General features: G+C 63.1%; 12 protein-coding genes. 3 read left to right on the top strand and 9 right to left on the bottom strand.

The annotated features are described in order from the left end of the window. Window positions 1-164 precede the first annotated feature (164 nt). On the top strand, window positions 165-1037 hold the full coding sequence (gene rfbA / locus CMV30_RS12545; RefSeq protein WP_096056352.1) for a glucose-1-phosphate thymidylyltransferase RfbA: 873 nt from the start codon (window positions 165-167) through the stop codon (window positions 1035-1037). Window positions 1038-1150: 113 nt separating this feature from the next. Beyond that, window positions 1151-2092 carry a glycosyltransferase family 2 protein gene (locus tag CMV30_RS12540; RefSeq protein WP_175414861.1) on the top strand — a complete coding sequence of 314 codons (942 nt, stop codon included), beginning with the start codon at window positions 1151-1153 and terminating at the stop codon, window positions 2090-2092. Here CMV30_RS12540 and CMV30_RS12535 read toward each other — a convergent pair whose 3' ends face one another. Genes CMV30_RS12535 through CMV30_RS12515 form a run of 5 tightly spaced genes read right to left on the bottom strand, consistent with a single transcriptional unit; the run spans window position 2093 to window position 8380 of the window. Beyond that, the gene (locus CMV30_RS12535) at window positions 2093-3028 is read right to left on the bottom strand and encodes a glycosyltransferase (protein ID WP_096056350.1); all 936 of its coding nucleotides are present in this window, start codon (window positions 3026-3028) and stop codon (window positions 2093-2095) included. Further along, the gene (locus CMV30_RS12530; protein WP_217494387.1) at window positions 3025-4209 is read right to left on the bottom strand and encodes a DegT/DnrJ/EryC1/StrS family aminotransferase; all 1185 of its coding nucleotides are present in this window, start codon (window positions 4207-4209) and stop codon (window positions 3025-3027) included. Before CMV30_RS12530 ends, CMV30_RS12535 begins: the two co-directional genes overlap by 4 nt. Next, complete coding sequence (locus CMV30_RS12525; protein WP_096056348.1) at window positions 4202-5221, bottom strand: NAD-dependent epimerase/dehydratase family protein; 1020 nt, start codon at window positions 5219-5221, stop codon at window positions 4202-4204. The genes CMV30_RS12530 and CMV30_RS12525 overlap by 8 nt, the downstream gene beginning before the upstream one ends. Continuing rightward, window positions 5218-7599, bottom strand: a complete 2382-nt coding sequence (locus CMV30_RS12520; RefSeq protein ID WP_138223282.1) for a hypothetical protein — start codon at window positions 7597-7599, stop codon at window positions 5218-5220. The genes CMV30_RS12525 and CMV30_RS12520 overlap by 4 nt, the downstream gene beginning before the upstream one ends. A 43-nt stretch (window positions 7600-7642) precedes the next feature. Then, entirely contained in the window at window positions 7643-8380 is a 738-nt protein-coding gene (locus tag CMV30_RS12515; protein ID WP_175414860.1) for a class I SAM-dependent methyltransferase, read from the bottom strand. Window positions 8381-8512: 132 nt separating this feature from the next. On the opposite strand from CMV30_RS12515, the gene CMV30_RS12510 reads away from it, so the two are divergent. Continuing rightward, window positions 8513-10171 carry a glycosyltransferase family 4 protein gene (locus CMV30_RS12510; RefSeq protein ID WP_138223281.1) on the top strand — a complete coding sequence of 553 codons (1659 nt, stop codon included), beginning with the start codon at window positions 8513-8515 and terminating at the stop codon, window positions 10169-10171. A gap of 47 nt (window positions 10172-10218) precedes the next feature. Here CMV30_RS12510 and CMV30_RS12505 read toward each other — a convergent pair whose 3' ends face one another. The 4 genes from CMV30_RS12505 to CMV30_RS12485 all read right to left on the bottom strand — a co-directional run bounded on the left by CMV30_RS12505 (window position 10219) and on the right by CMV30_RS12485 (window position 16713). Beyond that, entirely contained in the window at window positions 10219-11826 is a 1608-nt protein-coding gene (locus CMV30_RS12505; RefSeq protein ID WP_138223280.1) for an AZOBR_p60025 family cell surface glycopolymer formation protein, read from the bottom strand. An 82-nt stretch (window positions 11827-11908) separates the two neighbouring features. After that, on the bottom strand, window positions 11909-15139 hold the full coding sequence (locus CMV30_RS19505; protein ID WP_138223279.1) for a hypothetical protein: 3231 nt from the start codon (window positions 15137-15139) through the stop codon (window positions 11909-11911). Between the two features lie 162 nt (window positions 15140-15301). Beyond that, a complete protein-coding gene (locus CMV30_RS12490; RefSeq protein WP_096056342.1) occupies window positions 15302-16360 on the bottom strand; it encodes a glycosyltransferase family 2 protein in 1059 nt (352 codons plus the stop codon). Next, window positions 16357-16713: a DMT family transporter gene (locus tag CMV30_RS12485; RefSeq protein ID WP_096056341.1), complete on the bottom strand. Its 357-nt coding sequence runs from the start codon at window positions 16711-16713 to the stop codon at window positions 16357-16359. Before CMV30_RS12485 ends, CMV30_RS12490 begins: the two co-directional genes overlap by 4 nt. Window positions 16714-16715 lie beyond the last annotated feature (2 nt).

The raw sequence follows: 16715 nt of genomic DNA, 5'->3' as shown, positions 1-16715 counted from the left end.
CACCGCGCTCCAGTTCTCCCTCTTCTCTTATCCGTTCCCATCTATGAAATCCGTGGTTAAAGATTCCGATTCCGTGACCTCTGTGCCACCCCTCGTGCCCTCTGTGTAACCTTTCCGAATCGGTCCCCGCCTCCCCGCTCCTCATCGTCCCCACTCCCTCACTCATGAATCGCAAAGGCATCGTCCTCGCCGGCGGATCCGGCACCCGGCTTTATCCCCTCACCATCGCCGTCTCCAAACAGCTGATGCCCGTCTACGACAAGCCGATGATCTACTACCCGCTGTCGATCCTCATGCTCGCCGGCATCCGCGAGATCCTGATCATCTCCACACCGCTCGACCTTCCCCTCTTCAAACGTCTTCTCGGCGACGGCTCTCAATTCGGCCTCACACTCACCTATGCCGAACAACCCAGCCCCGACGGCCTCGCCCAAGCCTTCGTCATCGCCAATCAAGTCGGCTTCCTCGACGACAAGACACCCTCCGCCCTCGTCCTCGGCGACAACCTCTTCTACGGCCAGGACCTCGTAAAATCCCTCGCGTCCGCCACCGCACGTACCACCGGCGCCACCATCTTCGGTTACCACGTCGCCGATGCCACCGCCTACGGCGTGGTCGAGTTCGCCCCCGACGGCCGCGTCGTTTCCCTCGAAGAGAAACCTGCGCAACCAAAGTCCAACTACGCCGTCCCCGGCCTCTACTTCTACGACCACGACGTCGTTGCCCTCGCCAAAGCCCTTAAACCCTCCAAGCGCGGCGAGCTCGAAATCACCGACCTCAACCGTCTCTACCTCGAAGCCGGCAAGCTCCACGTCGAACTCCTCGGCCGCGGCACCGCCTGGTTAGACACCGGCACCCACGACTCCCTCCTCGCCGCCGGCCAGTTCGTCGAAGTCATCGAGAACCGCCAGGGCCTCAAAATCGCCTGCCTCGAAGAAATCGCCTACCGACAGAAGTGGATTAACCGCGCCCAGCTCGACGAACAGATCAAGCGCCTCGGCAAATCCAACTACGGCCAGTACCTGAAAAAACTCTGATCTTTAAGGCCGGACCTTGGTCCACACCGCCACGCGTCATCGCGCGCGGCTCCGATCCTCCCCCAAATATTCGCGTCGATTCGCGTCCATTCGCGGTCCAAAACTCCGCTCGCGTGCGCGTCTCCTTCCTCATCCCGCTCTACAACTGCCTGCCCCTCACGCAGGCCATGCTCGACTCCCTCCAGGCCACACTCCCCGTCGGCCTCGACCACGAGATCATCCTTATCGACGACGGCAGCGCCGACGGCACCCGCGACTGGCTCCGCACACTTTCGTCCGACGCCACGCTTCCAAACCTTCGCGTCCTCATCAACGACCGCAACCTCGGCTACGCCGCCACCAACAACCGCGCCGCCTCCATCGCCACCGGCGACTTACTCGTCCTCCTCAACAACGACCTCGTCCTCACCTCTCGCTGGCTCGAGCCCATGCTCGCCGCTCACGCCGCCCTCGGTCCGCGCGCCGGCATCGTCGGCAACGTCCAGCTCTCCATCCGCACCGGCGAAATCGACCACACCGGCATCGTCATCAATGCGAAGGCCAAACCCGTCCACGACCGCGAACTCCCGCCCTTCGCTCCCGCGCTCAAACCCGTCCCCGCCGTCACCGGCGCCTGCCTCCTGATCGCCCGCGAACTCTGGCTCCGTCTCGGCGGCTTCGATACCGCCTTCATCAACGGCGGCGAAGACGTCGACCTCTGCCTCCGCGCCGCCCGCCTCGGCCTCACCACCGCCGTCGCTCAACGCAGCATCATCCACCACCACGTCAGCAGCTCCCCCGGCCGCAAACTCCGCGACGAACAAAACTCCCACCTCCTCGCCTCCCGCTGGCGCCCCGAATTCGCCCGCCTTTCCCACCGCGCCGTCTGCCGCGACTATCTCGCCCGCGAACTCACTGCCGCCACCGTCGCCACCTCCCCGCTCGACGTCCTTCAAGCCGGCCTCCACGCCGCCGGCCTCACCTCCCGACCGCCCGTCGTTGCCCTCCGCCGCATGGCCGACGCTCTCGATAACGAATTCTCCCGCTGGGACAAAATTCTCCCGGCCCGCGGCTGATCACCCGCCCCGCGTCACTTCGCGCACCACCGCCTGCGGCCGCTGATTGATCGTCAGAAACATCCGCCCGATGTACTCGCCGATCACACCGAGCAACAGCAGCTGCACACCCGAGAATAACAACAACGCAGCCATCAGCGAACCCCACCCAAAAACCGGCCCCCGCCCGGTCGCCCACAGATAAACAACCCCGCCCACCGCAATCATGCCACCCAGGCCCATGGTCACGCCCAGCAAAGTCGCGATACGCAGCGGCATCACGGAAAAATTCACAAACGAACTCGCCCACAATCGCACCAGCCTCCGCAGCGTGTATCCGCTTTTCCCCACCACCCGCTCCGCATGGCGCACCTCCAGCGATCCGATCCGCTGCGTCGCCTGAAGCAGCAACCCATCAATATAGGGAAACGGCCCGCTGTTCGCCGCCACTTCTCCCGCTGCAAACGCACTCACACACCGGAAACTCGAAAGATAAAATCCCTTGGGCTTATCCAGCGCCCAGTCCGTCATTTTATTCGTGAGCCAGCTGCCCGCATTGCGCCAAGGCGAATGCTTCTTCTCGGCATACCAACCATAAACGACATCCAACCGCTCCGCCTTCGCTTGCTCCCAAAGTCGCACCGCTTCCGCCGGTAGATTCTGGCCGTCATCATCGAGATTCACCACGTGCGTTCCGCAGGCATGGCGCCAACCGGTCAGCACCGCGTTGTGTTCGCCGAAATTCCGCGCGTGCTCGATGTAGACCAACGGCACCTTCGCCTCGTGGACCAATTCGCGGCACACCGCCGCCGTCTCGTCCCGACTGCCATCGTTAACGAGCACAATCTCGTGCCCGCCTTCAATGACGAGCGCCTCAATCGCCTTCACCAACGGACGGATCGTACCGGCACTAAAATACAGCGGTATGACAAAACTGAGCGCAGGGGTGTTGCTCATGACGGGGTGCCCCAACGAAGGATTTCGTCGCATACCCTGTCAACGTCACCCGCCGTCAATCCCGGGTGACAGGGCAGGCACAACACCTCCGCGCACGCCCGCTCCGTCTCTGGTAACGACAGCACCTCATCCGCAAACGCAGGCTGCCGGTACACCGGCACGGGATAAAGCACGCCACACACGATCCCCCTCGAATCCAGATGCCCACGCAACGCTTCACGCTTCTCCGCTCTCACCGCGAACTGATGAAACACCGCCACATTTTCCCCACCGTCATTCACACTCGGGAGCGCAATCCCCCTTGCCTCGGCCACAGCTCGCAGCCGCTCAACATACCGGGCCGCCAGTTCCCGCCGGCGTGCATTTTCCGTATCCAGATACTGGAGCTTCACGCGCAACACCGCCGCCTGCATCTCGTCCAGCCGGCTGTTCCGTCCCGCCGCCTCCGCCACATAACGCGTGCGCCACCCATACTGCCGCATCAATTTCACACGCTCAGCCAGCGCCCCATCGAGCGTAAATACCCCGCCACCATCGCCGAGCGCCCCCAGATTTTTCGTCGGATAAAAACTAAACGCCGCCACCTCGCCCCAAGTCCCCGCCTTGCGCCCCCCGATGCTCGCGCCATGCGCCTGCGCGCAATCCTCCACCACCGCCGCCCCGTGCCGCTTCGCCGCCGCACAGATCGCCGCCATATCCGCCATCTGGCCGTACAAATGCACCGGCACCACCGCCTTCATCGCCCCACCCTCCCGCACCAGCACCGACTCCAGCGCCCCCGCATCCATGAGCATCGTCGCCGCATCGATCTCCACGAAAACCGGCCGCGCCCCGATCTGCTCGATCGCCGACACCGTCGCCGTGACCGTGTTCGCTACCGTCGCCACAAGATCTCCAGCCTTCACGCCCAGCGCCCGCAACGCGATCTCCAGCGCCTCCGTCCCGTTCGCCACGCCCACCGTGTGCCCGCCGCCTTGATACGCCGTAAACTCCGACTCAAACGCCGCCACCTCCGGCCCCAGGATATAGTGCCCGCTCACCAGCACGCGCTCGATCGCCGCGCGGATTTCTTCCGCGTGCACCAGAAACCCCGCCTTCGGATCAGCCGTGAGCAACCGCTCCATCGATGACCCTCCACCACCCGTCTTCGCAGCCTGCGCTCCGTCCCGTGGCTCAGACATAGTGCGCTATCTCCTTCCGGTAGTAAGCGAACGTCTTCTCAAGCGCCTCGCGCAGCTTCGTCCGCGGCCGCCAGCCCAGCTTCTTGCGGATTAACCGGTCATCCGCATAAAAGTCTCCAATATCGATCCGTTTCCGATCCCCCGGAAAACTCTTCACCACATACTGCCCGCCGCCGCAGGCCATCGCCACTTCCGCCGCCAGCTCTTCCAGCGTCACCGGTTTCGTTCCACCCACATTAAAAATCTCCCCCGCCGCCGCATCCTTCGCCGCCGCCAGCAAAAACGCCTCCACCGCGTCATCGACGTACGTGAAATCCCGCAGCTGCCCGCCTCCCCACACTTCAAACGCGTCATCCTGTAACGCCTGCTTGATCCACAAGCCCACAAACGTCTGCCGCGCATCCTTGATTCGCATACGCGGACCGATCGTGTTCGTCAGCCGCAACACCGTACTGCGGATGCCATGCACGCGGTGATAAAGCAGATGGTACGATTCGCCCGCCAGTTTATTGATCCCGTTCACATCCACCGGCCTCAGCGGATGCTTTTCATCCACCGGCAGATAATCCGGCCTGCCATAAATTTGCCGCGTACTCGCGAACACGATCCGTATCCCCGGATTGTGCAACCGGCACGCCTCCAGGATCGAGAGCTGCGCCCGCGCGTTGATCTCCAAATCCGTCTGCGGGTCCGTCATCGAGTCCATGTGACTCGTCTGCCCCGCCAGATTGAACAAAAAATCCTGCCCGCGCACCAGATGCGGCAGCGAATGCCCGTCGCGCACATCCGTGAAGTGAACCTGCACCCGCTTCTCGATCCCCGCTAGATTCCGCAAATTCCCGCCATACTCCGGGATCATCGAATCCACCAGCGTCACCTCCGCTCCGAGCCGCACCAGTTCCCGCGCCAGATTCGATCCGATGAACCCCACGCCGCCCGTAACCAGCGCCTTCCTTCCGGAAAAACTGCGGATCAGCCCAGGGCCACCGAGTGATTTACGAATAACAGTCATGGTTCCAAAACCTCTTCGTTTGGTCTCACGTTCAACTCAATCCCATAAGCCGCAAAACCCAGCAATCGGCCATCGCCTCCACCCGGCGAGAGCGCCGGCAGATTCGAGCGCAACTCCACCAGCGTCTCGCCCGGCGGGATTTCAATGCTGGCCACACTCACGACCTTGAGCTCCTTGCCGATCTTGGCCGTGCGCAAACGCCGGTCACCGATCCAGATTTGCAGATCACGCTCGACGGTGCCGCGCGCATTAAATCGAAACGCCACTTTGAGCGGATACGCGTGTGGATTTTCGATCCGGATTTTCGCATCGCCCCGCGTCCAACGCCAGCGCGTGCCCATGCGAGGGATCTGCTCCGCGTCGTACCAGCCCTCATCCATCCGGGCGCGGATAAAATAATCGCTCTTCGTATTCACCAGACTGAAAGGCAGCGGCCCCGACTGCGGACCCGGCCCGGGCGATGGCTTGCGCTTCGATGCGGCTCCGGGACCAGGCCTCGACAAATCAATGTAATCGGGCACCGCGTCTCCATCCTCCGGCAGGCGGATTGAGATAACCCCGCACAACAAATCCCAGTCGCCCTTAAGCTCAGTGTTCAGCCGGCCTTCGTAGGTGTGTACGGCAAAGTACTGGTGCCTGCGCAGCAAAAACGCATTGGCCCACAAGCGCGACCACCCGTCGTTCGCCAGCATGTTAAACGAGCTGAATCGCTCCATCCGCTCCACCCCCTGCAGCTGCACCAGCCAGCGATCCACCATCAACGGCGGCGACTGCATCCGTTTGCTGAAACGCCAGGCCGCAAAAAAATTAAACGCCAGTACCGTTGCCAGCAGAGCGACTACCGTCCCTTTCAAAACAACCGATTTAGCCCGCCAGAGACTCAGCCAATAACACATGGCGCCGAGTATCCCGGGATAAAAAACCGCCAGTAGCTTGTACGCATCGTAGCTCGCGTTCGTGCCCAGTTTCGCACCGCGCAACTGCAAGAATCCATATCCCATCAATATCGGCACCGTGAAGCAGACTACCGCGAACACCGTGCGGTCCCGTCTCATGATCGACCGCATCAACGACAGCCCAAGCACCAGCACCATCGCGCCACCCAGCACCCATCGCAGCCAGTTCGCATACCCATGAAGTCGCTCATCCGCCACCATGCCAAGCCAACCCTCGGGAGTCATCGCCGGGATTTTCCAGCCGAAATCATACTGCTGAAAAAGCTGAAACCGCTCCACGAGCCCGCTCACCCGTCCGCTAAAAATAATCCCGGCCAGCACCAACGGCGAAGCCATCAGGACGCACCAGCGTCCTAATTGTGCCCACGATTGCCTCACCAGCGTTTGGCCACCCGCGTACGCCGCCGCCGGTACCAGCGCCACAACGAGGATAAAATTATACGCCCCCAGCAGCAGCCAGTAAGCAACTACCAGCAACCCCGCCAGCCGCCAGCCACGCCGCCAGCCGGCACCCGACTTCCAGAGCGCCAGACCGCACCACGTCAGCAGCGCGACCGCCAGTGCCGCCAGCAACTGGGCCATCGCCACGTGATAAACCGCGTACCACAAAACGGGACTTACCCCATAAACCAGAGCCACCGCGACCGCCGCCGCCGGCCCGAGCCGCAATCCCGCCCGCGCCAGCCAGAAAACCATCGGCAGTGTCAGCGAAACAAATACCGCCGTCATCACGCTGATCGATTCGTGCGGAGCCAGCCCGAAGATCGAATCGTTAAACGCCACCAACGCCGACGGCGTGAAATGATTCAGCCGCGTCCAGAAATCGAAAAAATTATCCGCCGATCCCACCCGCACCACCTCCGTCAGCCCGATGAACCCACTCCGATCGTTACTGGCGAACTCTTGGAACACCCGCGCTCCCGCCGCATAGTCCGCCGCATCGCAGCTTCCGAGCGAGGAGGTCGTGAGAACCTTCGAAGCCGTCGTCATCGGAATCAGCAGCGCGTTCAATGTCACCACCATCATGAGCCATACCGCTCCCACCCTGCCCAAATCAGCTCTCAACTGGATCAGCGTTAACCATCCCCGACTCCTCAGCCCCGCCACCAAGCTCAGCACCGGGATCACCTCACACAACCACGCATACGAATCAGTACCCGCCAGATGCGTCAAAGCCCCCCACCAAACAACCGCAGATTGCAGAGCCAGTCCCGCTGGAGCTGCAAACAACGGCCAGAAACGAGCCCAAGGGCGCGGCGTGAACAGCAGCGCCAACCCCGCCCCCCAAATCAAAATATGCAGCAACAGACCGAAGCCTGCTAAAAAGAAACTCATGGGAGGGTAGCGACCAAGTAAGCTGGTCCGGTAACGTGCTGACCATCCGTCCGAGGGAAAGCACAAACTGCAGGTCACCCCTTTCACACTGCCTCAACAAGCTGCCGTCTCCGACGACGCATTCACAGCCTCACCTTGATCGTCGCCCCACCACCAGCACCGACGACCCAAACGGCAGCCCTCCCACGTTTCTCAGCCACGCACGTTCCAACGTCATCGCCGCGTTGAAAGCCGCCTCCACCGACGCCGGATACATCCTCACATCACCCTCGCTCGGCCTCACGCGAATCAACTTCCGCCGCACAACCACCAGCGGAAATGGCAGCGTGTTCCAATAAGTGCTCCTCTCGACTGCGAAGCCCGCCTCCTTCATCAGCGCGATCATCTCTCCTCTGCCGAAGCGGTGTTTAGATTGCACCATCTCGTCGTGATAAGACCACAGCCAGCGATAAGCCGGCACATTGATCACCACGACTCCGCCCGGACGCAGGCAGCGGTAAAACTCCTTCAATGCCTCCACCGGCCGTTCGATCTGATAAAGCACATCCGCCGACACAATCCCGTCGAACGAAGCCGCCCCAAAAGGCAGCGCCGTCACGGAGGCCTCGCGAATGTCCGCTCCCGTTCTCCGCACCGCATAGCTGCACGCCAGCGCCGAATGATCCACGCCACTTAACGTCCACGCCGGCTCCTCGCCCTCCAGCCGCCGGAGTAGTCCGCCCGTCCCGCAGCCAGCATCAAGCACGCGCGCAGCGCCTGTATTGGCCAATCCCCGACGCAAAAAATCGCCCAGCCGCGCATGAAGCGCCCGGTAGTACCACATGCGGTCCTCAACCTCCGCCATCTTGTCGTACTCGTCAGGATTCATTGGAAAGCCCCAGCCTGCCGGCCCGTAACTCCTCAGCGCAACTCCTTCATCAACCATCAAAGCTCCGGGGTTGTCTTCACCTCGTCGCTTGCCTCGATGGGCGCGCGCACAATCTTAGGACCCAAACACGCGATGCCTTCACCCGAAACCCTCCCCGCCGAAGGCGTCTTCTCCCGCCGCTCCACTCGCCAGACCGGCTTCGTCTTCGACACCTTCGCACCTGACTCCGCCTACATCCGCGAAAACGCCGCCGTCCTCTTTCCCCCTCTCCCCGAACTCCGCCGCATCGTCCTCCGCGGCGATTTTCTCGCTCATCCCGACGCTCACGGCCGAGAATCGGGCCTCCCCTCCCTCGCCGTTTTCATCGACGAAAAAATCGTCGCCACGCTCTCCGATCCGCGCCCCGGCCCTTGGGAAATCGTCTTCGATGTCCCCTCAGAAAACGCCGCCCAGGGCTTCATCGTCCGTTTCGCCCTTCGCGGCGTCACCTTCACCAACACCCTCGCCTGGCTCGCCCGCGTTTTCTCCAGCTGGCCCCTCGCCGCCTCTCTTCAACGCTTCCGCCTGCAAAACAAAAACCGCCAGCTCCGCGTCTCCCGCGTTGAGGCGGATGGCGAGCTCGTCTACGACTTCGGCAACCGCCACAGCCCTTACTCCCCCGCCTTCGCCCGCAAACACGCCCGCCTCGGCCTCAACATCGTCGGCTTCCTCTCCGCCGATCTCGGCATCGGCGAATCCGCCCGCTGCATGGTCCGCGCCGCCGACGCCGCCCAACTCCCCGCCGCCGCCGTCCCGCTCAAACTCCCCTGCAAGGCCCGCATGGGCGACAACAGCTTCTCCCCCTTCCTTCAGGAAAAAAATCCCCACGGCGTTAACGTCTTCCACCTCGACGCCCCCGCCTCGGCCGACATCGACACCCACCACGGAAAAAACTTCCGCGCCGGCAAATACAACATCGGTTACTGGGCTTGGGAACTCCCCGAATTCCCCGACGCCTGGATTCCCTACTTCGATTTCCTCCACGAGATCTGGTGCCCCTCCGACTTCGTCCGCTCCGCCATCGCCGACAAATCCCCGCTCCCCGTCGTCACGATGCCCCACGCCATCTCCTTCCGCCGCCCCGTCGAATCGACGTCTCAACTACGCGCCCGCCTCTGCCTCCCAGCAGACAAGTTTCTTTTCCTCTTCCTCTACGACCTCCACAGCTACTCCGAACGCAAAAATCCCCGCGCCGTCCTCGCCGCCTTCCGCGCCTCCGGCCTCGCCGCGCAAGGAGCCTCCCTCGTCATCAAGGTCCACGGCACCGCCGGCAACGAAGCCGATCTCCTCGCCCTGCAGTCCGCCGTCGCCGATCTCCCCGGCACCGTCTTGCTGACCGACTCCTTCTCCCGCGCCGACATCACCGCCCTCGAAGCCGCCTGCGATTGCTTCGTCTCCCTCCACCGCGCCGAAGGCTTCGGCCTCGCCGTCGCCGAGTGCATGTACCTCGGCAAACCCGTGATCGCCACCGACTGGTCCGCCACCGCCGAGTATCTCAACGAATCCAACGGCTGCCCCGTCCGCGCTCAACTCGTCACCCTCGACCGCAACCACGGCCCCTACTCCAAAGGCCAGACGTGGGCCGATCCCGACATCGCCCACGCCGCCGACTGGATGCGCCGCCTCCACGCCGACCGCGCCCTCTGCGAACGCCTCGGTACCGCCGCCCGCGCCACCATCGAGGAAAAATTCTCCGCCGAAGCCATCGGCGCCCGCTACCGCCGCCGCCTCGAAGCCATCGCCAGCTGGTGACCCGCCGCGCACGCCCCGTGCTCTCCAGCCGCACCTGGGCGGACGCCCTACTCTCCCGCCCGCTCCAGATGGATCACCAGATTGCGTAAGCTGAACGCGACCGCCCGCGAATCGTTCGGCCCCGGCACCTCCGCAGGCACATCCGTCTCGAAGCGCCAGACCGTTTCCCCCGGCCCGAAACGCACCCCGCGCAGATCCACCGGCACCACCTCATCCGTAACTGCGCCCGACCAGATCACCGTATTTTCCGCCGAAGAGCGGATCGTCACCTGACGCACAGCCCGGCTTCTCAGCCCGAACTGGACATCGGCGACCAGCGTGCTCGCGTGCGGATTCACAATCGCGACCGCTGTCGGCCCGTTGCTCCAACGCCAGTACTCGGCCCGCGAGCGCTCCGGCGGATACCAGCCCGAGGTGAACATCACTTCCACCCGCTGCCTGCTCGCAGTGTCCAGTCGCAGCTCCGGCGATCCACTGACTTCAAAACTCTGATACCCCGGCAGGTTCAAATTCCGCCCGATCCCGAAGATCGTCAGATTGCCCAGCAACAACACCGCCAGCCACGCCCGGCCGCGCGGCAGCAGGACATTAAACGCCAGCCCCATGGGCAGCAGCACCCGCCCCGCCGCCCCCGGCTCTCCCTCCCACACCGCCGCGCCGAGAAAAACCATCAACACCGCAAACGCCGCCCCCACCCGCCACCACAGCTCGTCCCACCTCGGCCTTAGCACGATGAATAAAAACTGCACCGTCACCGTGATCATCCAAAGCAAGCTCGGGTAATTGAGCGGACTCGGTCTCGCGCTGTCCCACTGCGCGAGCGTCTGTCCCCACTTCTCCAGAAACCCCGCCAGCGGCACCGCAAAATTTCGCTCACCCGCTCCTCCCGCTCCGCCAAAAATACTCCACAGATAACTCACCCACACCGCCAGCGGCAGCAGCACAAGCGCACTCCGCACCGCCAGCTTCCCCCAACCCGCCGGCGTCCGGTCCTTGAAATCCAACAACACCCCTCCCGCCAGGATGTTCGTCTCCTTCGCCAGCCCCGACACGCCCAGCACCACTGCTGACCAGCACGTGCGCCCCTGCTCCGCCAGCGCCACCCCCGCCGCGATCAGCAACAAACTCGGCCCATCCACCAGCGCCCCGCGCACGCTGAACCACACCCCGTAAGAAAACAGCACCGCCACCCAGCGCAGATAATTCCCCCAGCTGTCTGCCGGAAACCATCGCAGCAGCAACGCCGCCAGCGCCAGCCAGTACACGATGTTCTGCATCGCGAACACATGCAGCACCCGCTCCGGATCGCCCCCGCCCAGCACCCACGCCGTCCACGAAAACAGAATACGCCGCGCCCGGTACGAGATATTGTCCACTGCCGCCGCCAGCTCCGGATCCCGGATCTGCGGCCGCATCGCGATCTGCGCATAATGCTGCGCATCGTACCCGCCCGACTCCGGCTCGATGTAAACATCCATGCCCTTCAGCTCCGGCAGATAACGCTCCGCCGTGTTTTCCCCGAACGAAACAAACACCGTGAAGCCCTTCCCCGGCAGATAAAACGCCGCCACCAGCCAGAAGAACACCGCCACCGTCGCGACATAAGCCGTCCTCGGGCGAAACACCAATTTCAGGATACGGCTGATCGCGGTCACAATAAGATCAGGGCACAACCCAACCGCCGTGGATTCAAGGCGAGAGTTGCCACGCCGCCGTCACCGCCCGCCTCGCCTGGGCTCATGGTTTCCCCGCCTCCGGCCGCCGCAGTTTCCAAATCTTCACGCCATCCTCCTGGAACGAAGCCATCTGCTCCCACTCCCCCAGAAAATCCGGCCGCGCATCCGGCCGCTCGAAATGAAACATGAACGCGTACACATCCTTGCCCCCATCCTTCAACGCCCGGGCGAAGTCCGGCGATTCGCGCACCACATCGTGGAAATACAGGATCACCGGCAGGTCCGTGTAATAGAAGACCGTGCCCGCGCCCTGCACCGACAACACCGGCGACCCCGGCGCCGCGTTCTCTTTTAGCCACTTCGCCGCCTGGATCAAATTACGGTCCCTCCCGAGCCAGAAAAAAACCCGGCGCTCATGCACCGCCAGCAGCAAAAGCCCCAGCATCCCGATCGCCAGAAGCTCCCGGCTGCGACGCGGTCCTCCCAGAAAACGCGATGCGTTGAACCGCTCGCTCATCTCGCGCGCACCCAGCAACGCCGCGATCATCAGAGCCGGAAATGCCGGCAGGATGAAACGCAAAAACCACCACGCCTCGCGCGTAAAGGCGAACACCCCGTAGAAACCCAGAAACACACCGATCCACGTTCCCAATACCATCCGCGCCAGCCCACCCGGCCGGCGGATGAACGGAAGCGCGAAAACGAAGAGCACCACCGGCGTCAGCAACCACGGCAGCCAGAAAGCATAGTGCGCGGCGTTCGCCGGCAGATACTCCAGCTTCACCACATCGCCCACCTTATCGTAACCGCTCGTAAACGGACTCCCCCACACACGCCACGAGTACCAAAACTGAAACGCCGCTCCCGGAATCCCGCCCACCGCCCACGACACACACCGGTGCCACGAACCCGCCAGACAGAGGAGGATCGGCACCACGCACAAAAAGTTCGGTGGCCGCAGCAACACCGCGATCGCCGTGGCCCCACCCGCGAGCCAGGCGTAGCCCGCTTTCCGCCGGCTCACCCACGCGAAATAAATCGCCGCAGTCACCCAGGTCAGCGACGGCCCGTCACTCAGCGGCTGCAACCCGATGAACAGATAAAGCGGCGACAACCCGATCCCGAAGCCCGCCACCCACGCCCATTTCCACGACAGCCCAAACTCCTCCGCCAGCAGTCGCGTGAATAAAATGCCCAGCAGCAGATTCGCGAAAATCACGACCGACACCGCCGTGTGCAGCGGCAGCACGCACCCGACCGCCGCGCACATCAACGCCAGCCCCGGCGCCGTGATCGGCGCGATCTCCCCCGCCACCGCCGCCTCCTTGAACGGCATCGGCGACACGATATCCAAACCGAACTCCTCCACCGACACCCCCGCCACCGCCCTCGGCGGGATGCTCAGTTTCCCCTCCAGCATCATTCGCGCGTTGTTGAGATAACCCGAGGAATCGCTGCCCCCCGCGGCACTATCGACCCCTTGCGCAACAATCACCGCGTACGCCGCCAGCGCCAGCCACGGCAAAAACCGCGCATCCTTCCCGCTCAAAACACCCGGCTGCTCCGCATTCAATCCTGATGATCTCCGCGCCCAAAACCACCCGCTCACCACGCCGAGGATCGCCCCACTGCCCAACAGCCATCCCCACAACCCCGTCACTTTCGGCATCACCCACGAAAGCAGTCCGACCGACACCGGCCCCGAGACCGCCGCCCACCCATCTGTCGCATCCAGACGCGCCATCAGCTGAAACGGCTCACCCGGATTCTCAAAATTCACACGCACCCAGCGATCCGCCTCCGGCGCCGGTGTGTTCAACGGCAAAACCTCCCGACCATCCTTCGTTTTCAGAAAAATGGAAAACGCTCCCGCCCGCCATTCACCCGCGATCCACACGCGGATCACCGGCTCCGAAACCTGCACCGCACTGCTCAAAAACTGCGCCGCCCCACTCCTCGGCTCACCGCCCCAAGTTCCCCACGCCGCCAATCCCGCCGCCTCGCCACGCAACACCGGCACTCCGCCCGCGCGAAAAAAATCCCCCGCGCCCGCATCGCTCGCCACCACCGGCAAACTCCCGCGAAATGTCGGCGGAAGCATGTTGGCCACACGCGCATCCATTTTCATCCCCAGCATCTCGCCAGCCTCCGCATCGGAAATCCGCAGCGCCCGCGCCAGCCCCGGTGCGTCGTTGCCATGCCAGGCCTTCACCCACGCAGCCGTCCGCTCCCGCTCCACGCGTTCCCTCTCCAGATCCGGCTCGATCTGGATAAACACATGCACCGCCGCCAGCGCCCACACCGTCACCCACGCCGCGCGCAAACGGCTCGCACTCGACGCCCTCGCTACCTGGCCAAGCAGACACGCCGCATTGATTAACGCCACCGCACTCATCGCGCCCCAGTCGGCCACGCCACCCCGGCTTCCCCCGAGCGCGATCCACAAAGGCAATACGAGCGACCACACTGCCAGAGAGCTCAGCCAACTCGTCTCTTCATCGCCATCGCCACGCCGCATTTCCCAAAACATCCACCCGATCGCCGGCACGCTCAGGATCAGCCACACCCACGCAGCCCCCGACGTACCGCCGTACACACGAGCAAGGCCTTCGCTCCAGCCAGCCATCGAAAACAAATACCCCGAGCGCACCGCGAACACCACGCTCACGAGGCTCAACCCCGCATTCACGCTGAACACCCACACATCGCTGCGACTCCGCGCCTGCGCACCCCACAACCTCGCCCCACTCACGATCATCAACGCCACCGCGACACCGCCTCCTTCCACCGAGCCCAACACGTTCAACCCTCCCGCGACCGCCCCCAGCCAAATCTGCACCGGTGTCGCCTGCGTAGAAAAATGGCAGCGCAGCTGCATCACCGAAAACAAAAGCACCCAAGCCCACTTCCCCGCCGCCTCCGACACGAAAAATTCTCCCGCAGTCGGATGGAGCAACGCCGCGAACGCCACCGCGATCAACGCCGCGAAATGCCACAACCGCCTCACCGATCCGAGCAAGCCGCTGAGCAACCACCCAAATCCCACCGCGAACACCACCGCACTCGCGCTCGCCAGCACGCGCGCATCCCAGTGCCCGTTCAGCCCGCACCAAAACGCCTTCCATCCAGTCGCCACCGCATCGCGGCCCACACTCAGCTCCAACGCATCCTGCGCCAGCGGCCGGTAAACAGTTTCCAACTGCCCCGCCCACTCATCGATCGGCCCCGCATCGCCGCCCGTGACATCGATCCATCGCCACCCTACCGCCAGCACGACCAAGGCGATCGCCATAACCATCGCCAAGGCCGATGCCGGCGAACGCATCGCAGGCCCAGGTTGTCCGTCGTCAGTTGAAGAGGTGCGGTTACTCACTCGAAGAAGAGCATTGCCGCAACACGCGGAGACGGGCTCCAGAAGAAAATTCGCCGCGCCCGCATCGGATGCCTTGATCGATCACACCCATAACGAGGCGAACCGGTGATACGCTCGCATGAGCGGGCTGACCACCCGCCGCACCAACACCCCGCGATACGCATGAAAATCCAGCGCCGAATCCATCATCGGAAAAATCGCGGCATCGCTGATCGTCCGCGTGGCGGCGATCACCCGTCGTCGCGCCAGAATCGGCCGCCACGATTTCAAAACATAGCCATAGCTCCGTAGCTTCGCGCCCAACCAGCCATTGAGCAGAGCGTGCCCCGAGATCATGACCTCGTTGAGAATCAGCATCGGCAGCAGCACGCACAGCGTTCGCGTGGAGTAATTCTGCACCAGCATCATCGCCCGGTTTTTTTCCGAGTGATACATTTTGAACGGATGCTCCCGATAATCGTACTTGTGATAAACGATGCTCTTCGCCGACACGTAATGCGTGTACCCCAGCAGCCAGCCGCGCCACGAGAGATCCTGATCCTCGTTGTAGATGAAAAATGCGTCCTCAAACCCGTCCACCGTTTCAAAATACGTCCGCGCCACCAACACCGCCGCGCCGCTCGCCGACAAAATCCTCCGGTCCGCCAGCTGCGAATCGTGCAGCTCGTGGTGATTCCGGCAAAAACCATAGCCGAGATAGTGCAGCGCGTTCCCCGTGGTATTGATACGATCGCGCTCCTCGTGAAGCAGCACCGTCGCCTGCACCAGCCCCACGCGCGTGCCTTGCACCCCGAGCGCCCGGTAGGAGCCGATCAGTTCTTCCAGAAAGCCCGGCGTCGCTACGGTGTCGGTGTTCAGCAACACACAAAACTCAGCCCCCGCCGCGAACGCCCGCCGCATCCCTTCATTGTTAGCGGCCGCAAAACCAAGATTGGCTCCGAGCCGCACCACAACGCACTCGGGGTGATTCGTCTCCACATACTCCGCCGACCCATCGCTCGAATCGTTATCCAGATAGTAGATCGAAAAATCCCGCTGCCGCTGCGCCCGCAACGCCTCCAGACAATCCGGCAGATACACCCGTTGATTGTACCCGCAGATCAACACCGCCAGCGGTGATACCGGATTCTCGGCCTTCATGCCGGCTTGATCGAAATCAACGCGGCACCCGCCACCACCAGACCGATGCCCACCAGTTGAAGCGCCGTCACTCGCTCATGTAGGAACGCAACACTCGCCCCCACGATGGCCACGTGAACCAGCGCCGTGGTCAGCGGCACGATATAAACCACCGGCCTCCCCGTCAGCAGCAGCAACCAAAGCGCGAAAGAAATCCCGTATAAAAAAATTCCCGCCAGCACCCGCCCATCGATCCCGCCGGAGAAAAGCCCGTTGGAAAAACTCCACGACGACCGCCCCGCACCTTGCTTGAATAGCACGATAGCCGATGTGGTCGTGACGATGTACGCGGTCAGAAGTGCATAGTAACGCATGG

Source organism: Nibricoccus aquaticus (assembly GCF_002310495.1).
Taxonomy (GTDB): domain Bacteria; phylum Verrucomicrobiota; class Verrucomicrobiia; order Opitutales; family Opitutaceae; genus Nibricoccus; species Nibricoccus aquaticus.
The sequence above is the reverse complement of the archived record's forward strand: the minus strand, read 5'-3'. Positions and strand labels throughout refer to the sequence as shown.

Bases quoted from the DNA above. Each gene is read 5' to 3' on its own strand.
- rfbA (WP_096056352.1), top strand. From the start codon at position 165: ATGAATCGCAAAGGCATCGTCCTCGCCGGCGGATCCGGCACCCGGCTT.
- CMV30_RS12535 (WP_096056350.1), bottom strand. From the start codon at position 3,028: ATGAGCAACACCCCTGCGCTCAGTTTTGTCATACCGCTGTATTTTAGT.
- CMV30_RS12530 (WP_217494387.1), bottom strand. From the start codon at position 4,209: ATGTCTGAGCCACGGGACGGAGCGCAGGCTGCGAAGACGGGTGGTGGA.
- CMV30_RS12525 (WP_096056348.1), bottom strand. From the start codon at position 5,221: ATGACTGTTATTCGTAAATCACTCGGTGGCCCTGGGCTGATCCGCAGT.
- CMV30_RS12515 (WP_175414860.1), bottom strand. From the start codon at position 8,380: ATGAATCCTGACGAGTACGACAAGATGGCGGAGGTTGAGGACCGCATG.
- CMV30_RS12510 (WP_138223281.1), top strand. From the start codon at position 8,513: ATGCCTTCACCCGAAACCCTCCCCGCCGAAGGCGTCTTCTCCCGCCGC.
- CMV30_RS19505 (WP_138223279.1), bottom strand. From the start codon at position 15,139: ATGGCGATCGCCTTGGTCGTGCTGGCGGTAGGGTGGCGATGGATCGAT.
- CMV30_RS12490 (WP_096056342.1), bottom strand. From the start codon at position 16,360: ATGAAGGCCGAGAATCCGGTATCACCGCTGGCGGTGTTGATCTGCGGG.
- CMV30_RS12485 (WP_096056341.1), bottom strand. From the start codon at position 16,713: ATGCGTTACTATGCACTTCTGACCGCGTACATCGTCACGACCACATCG.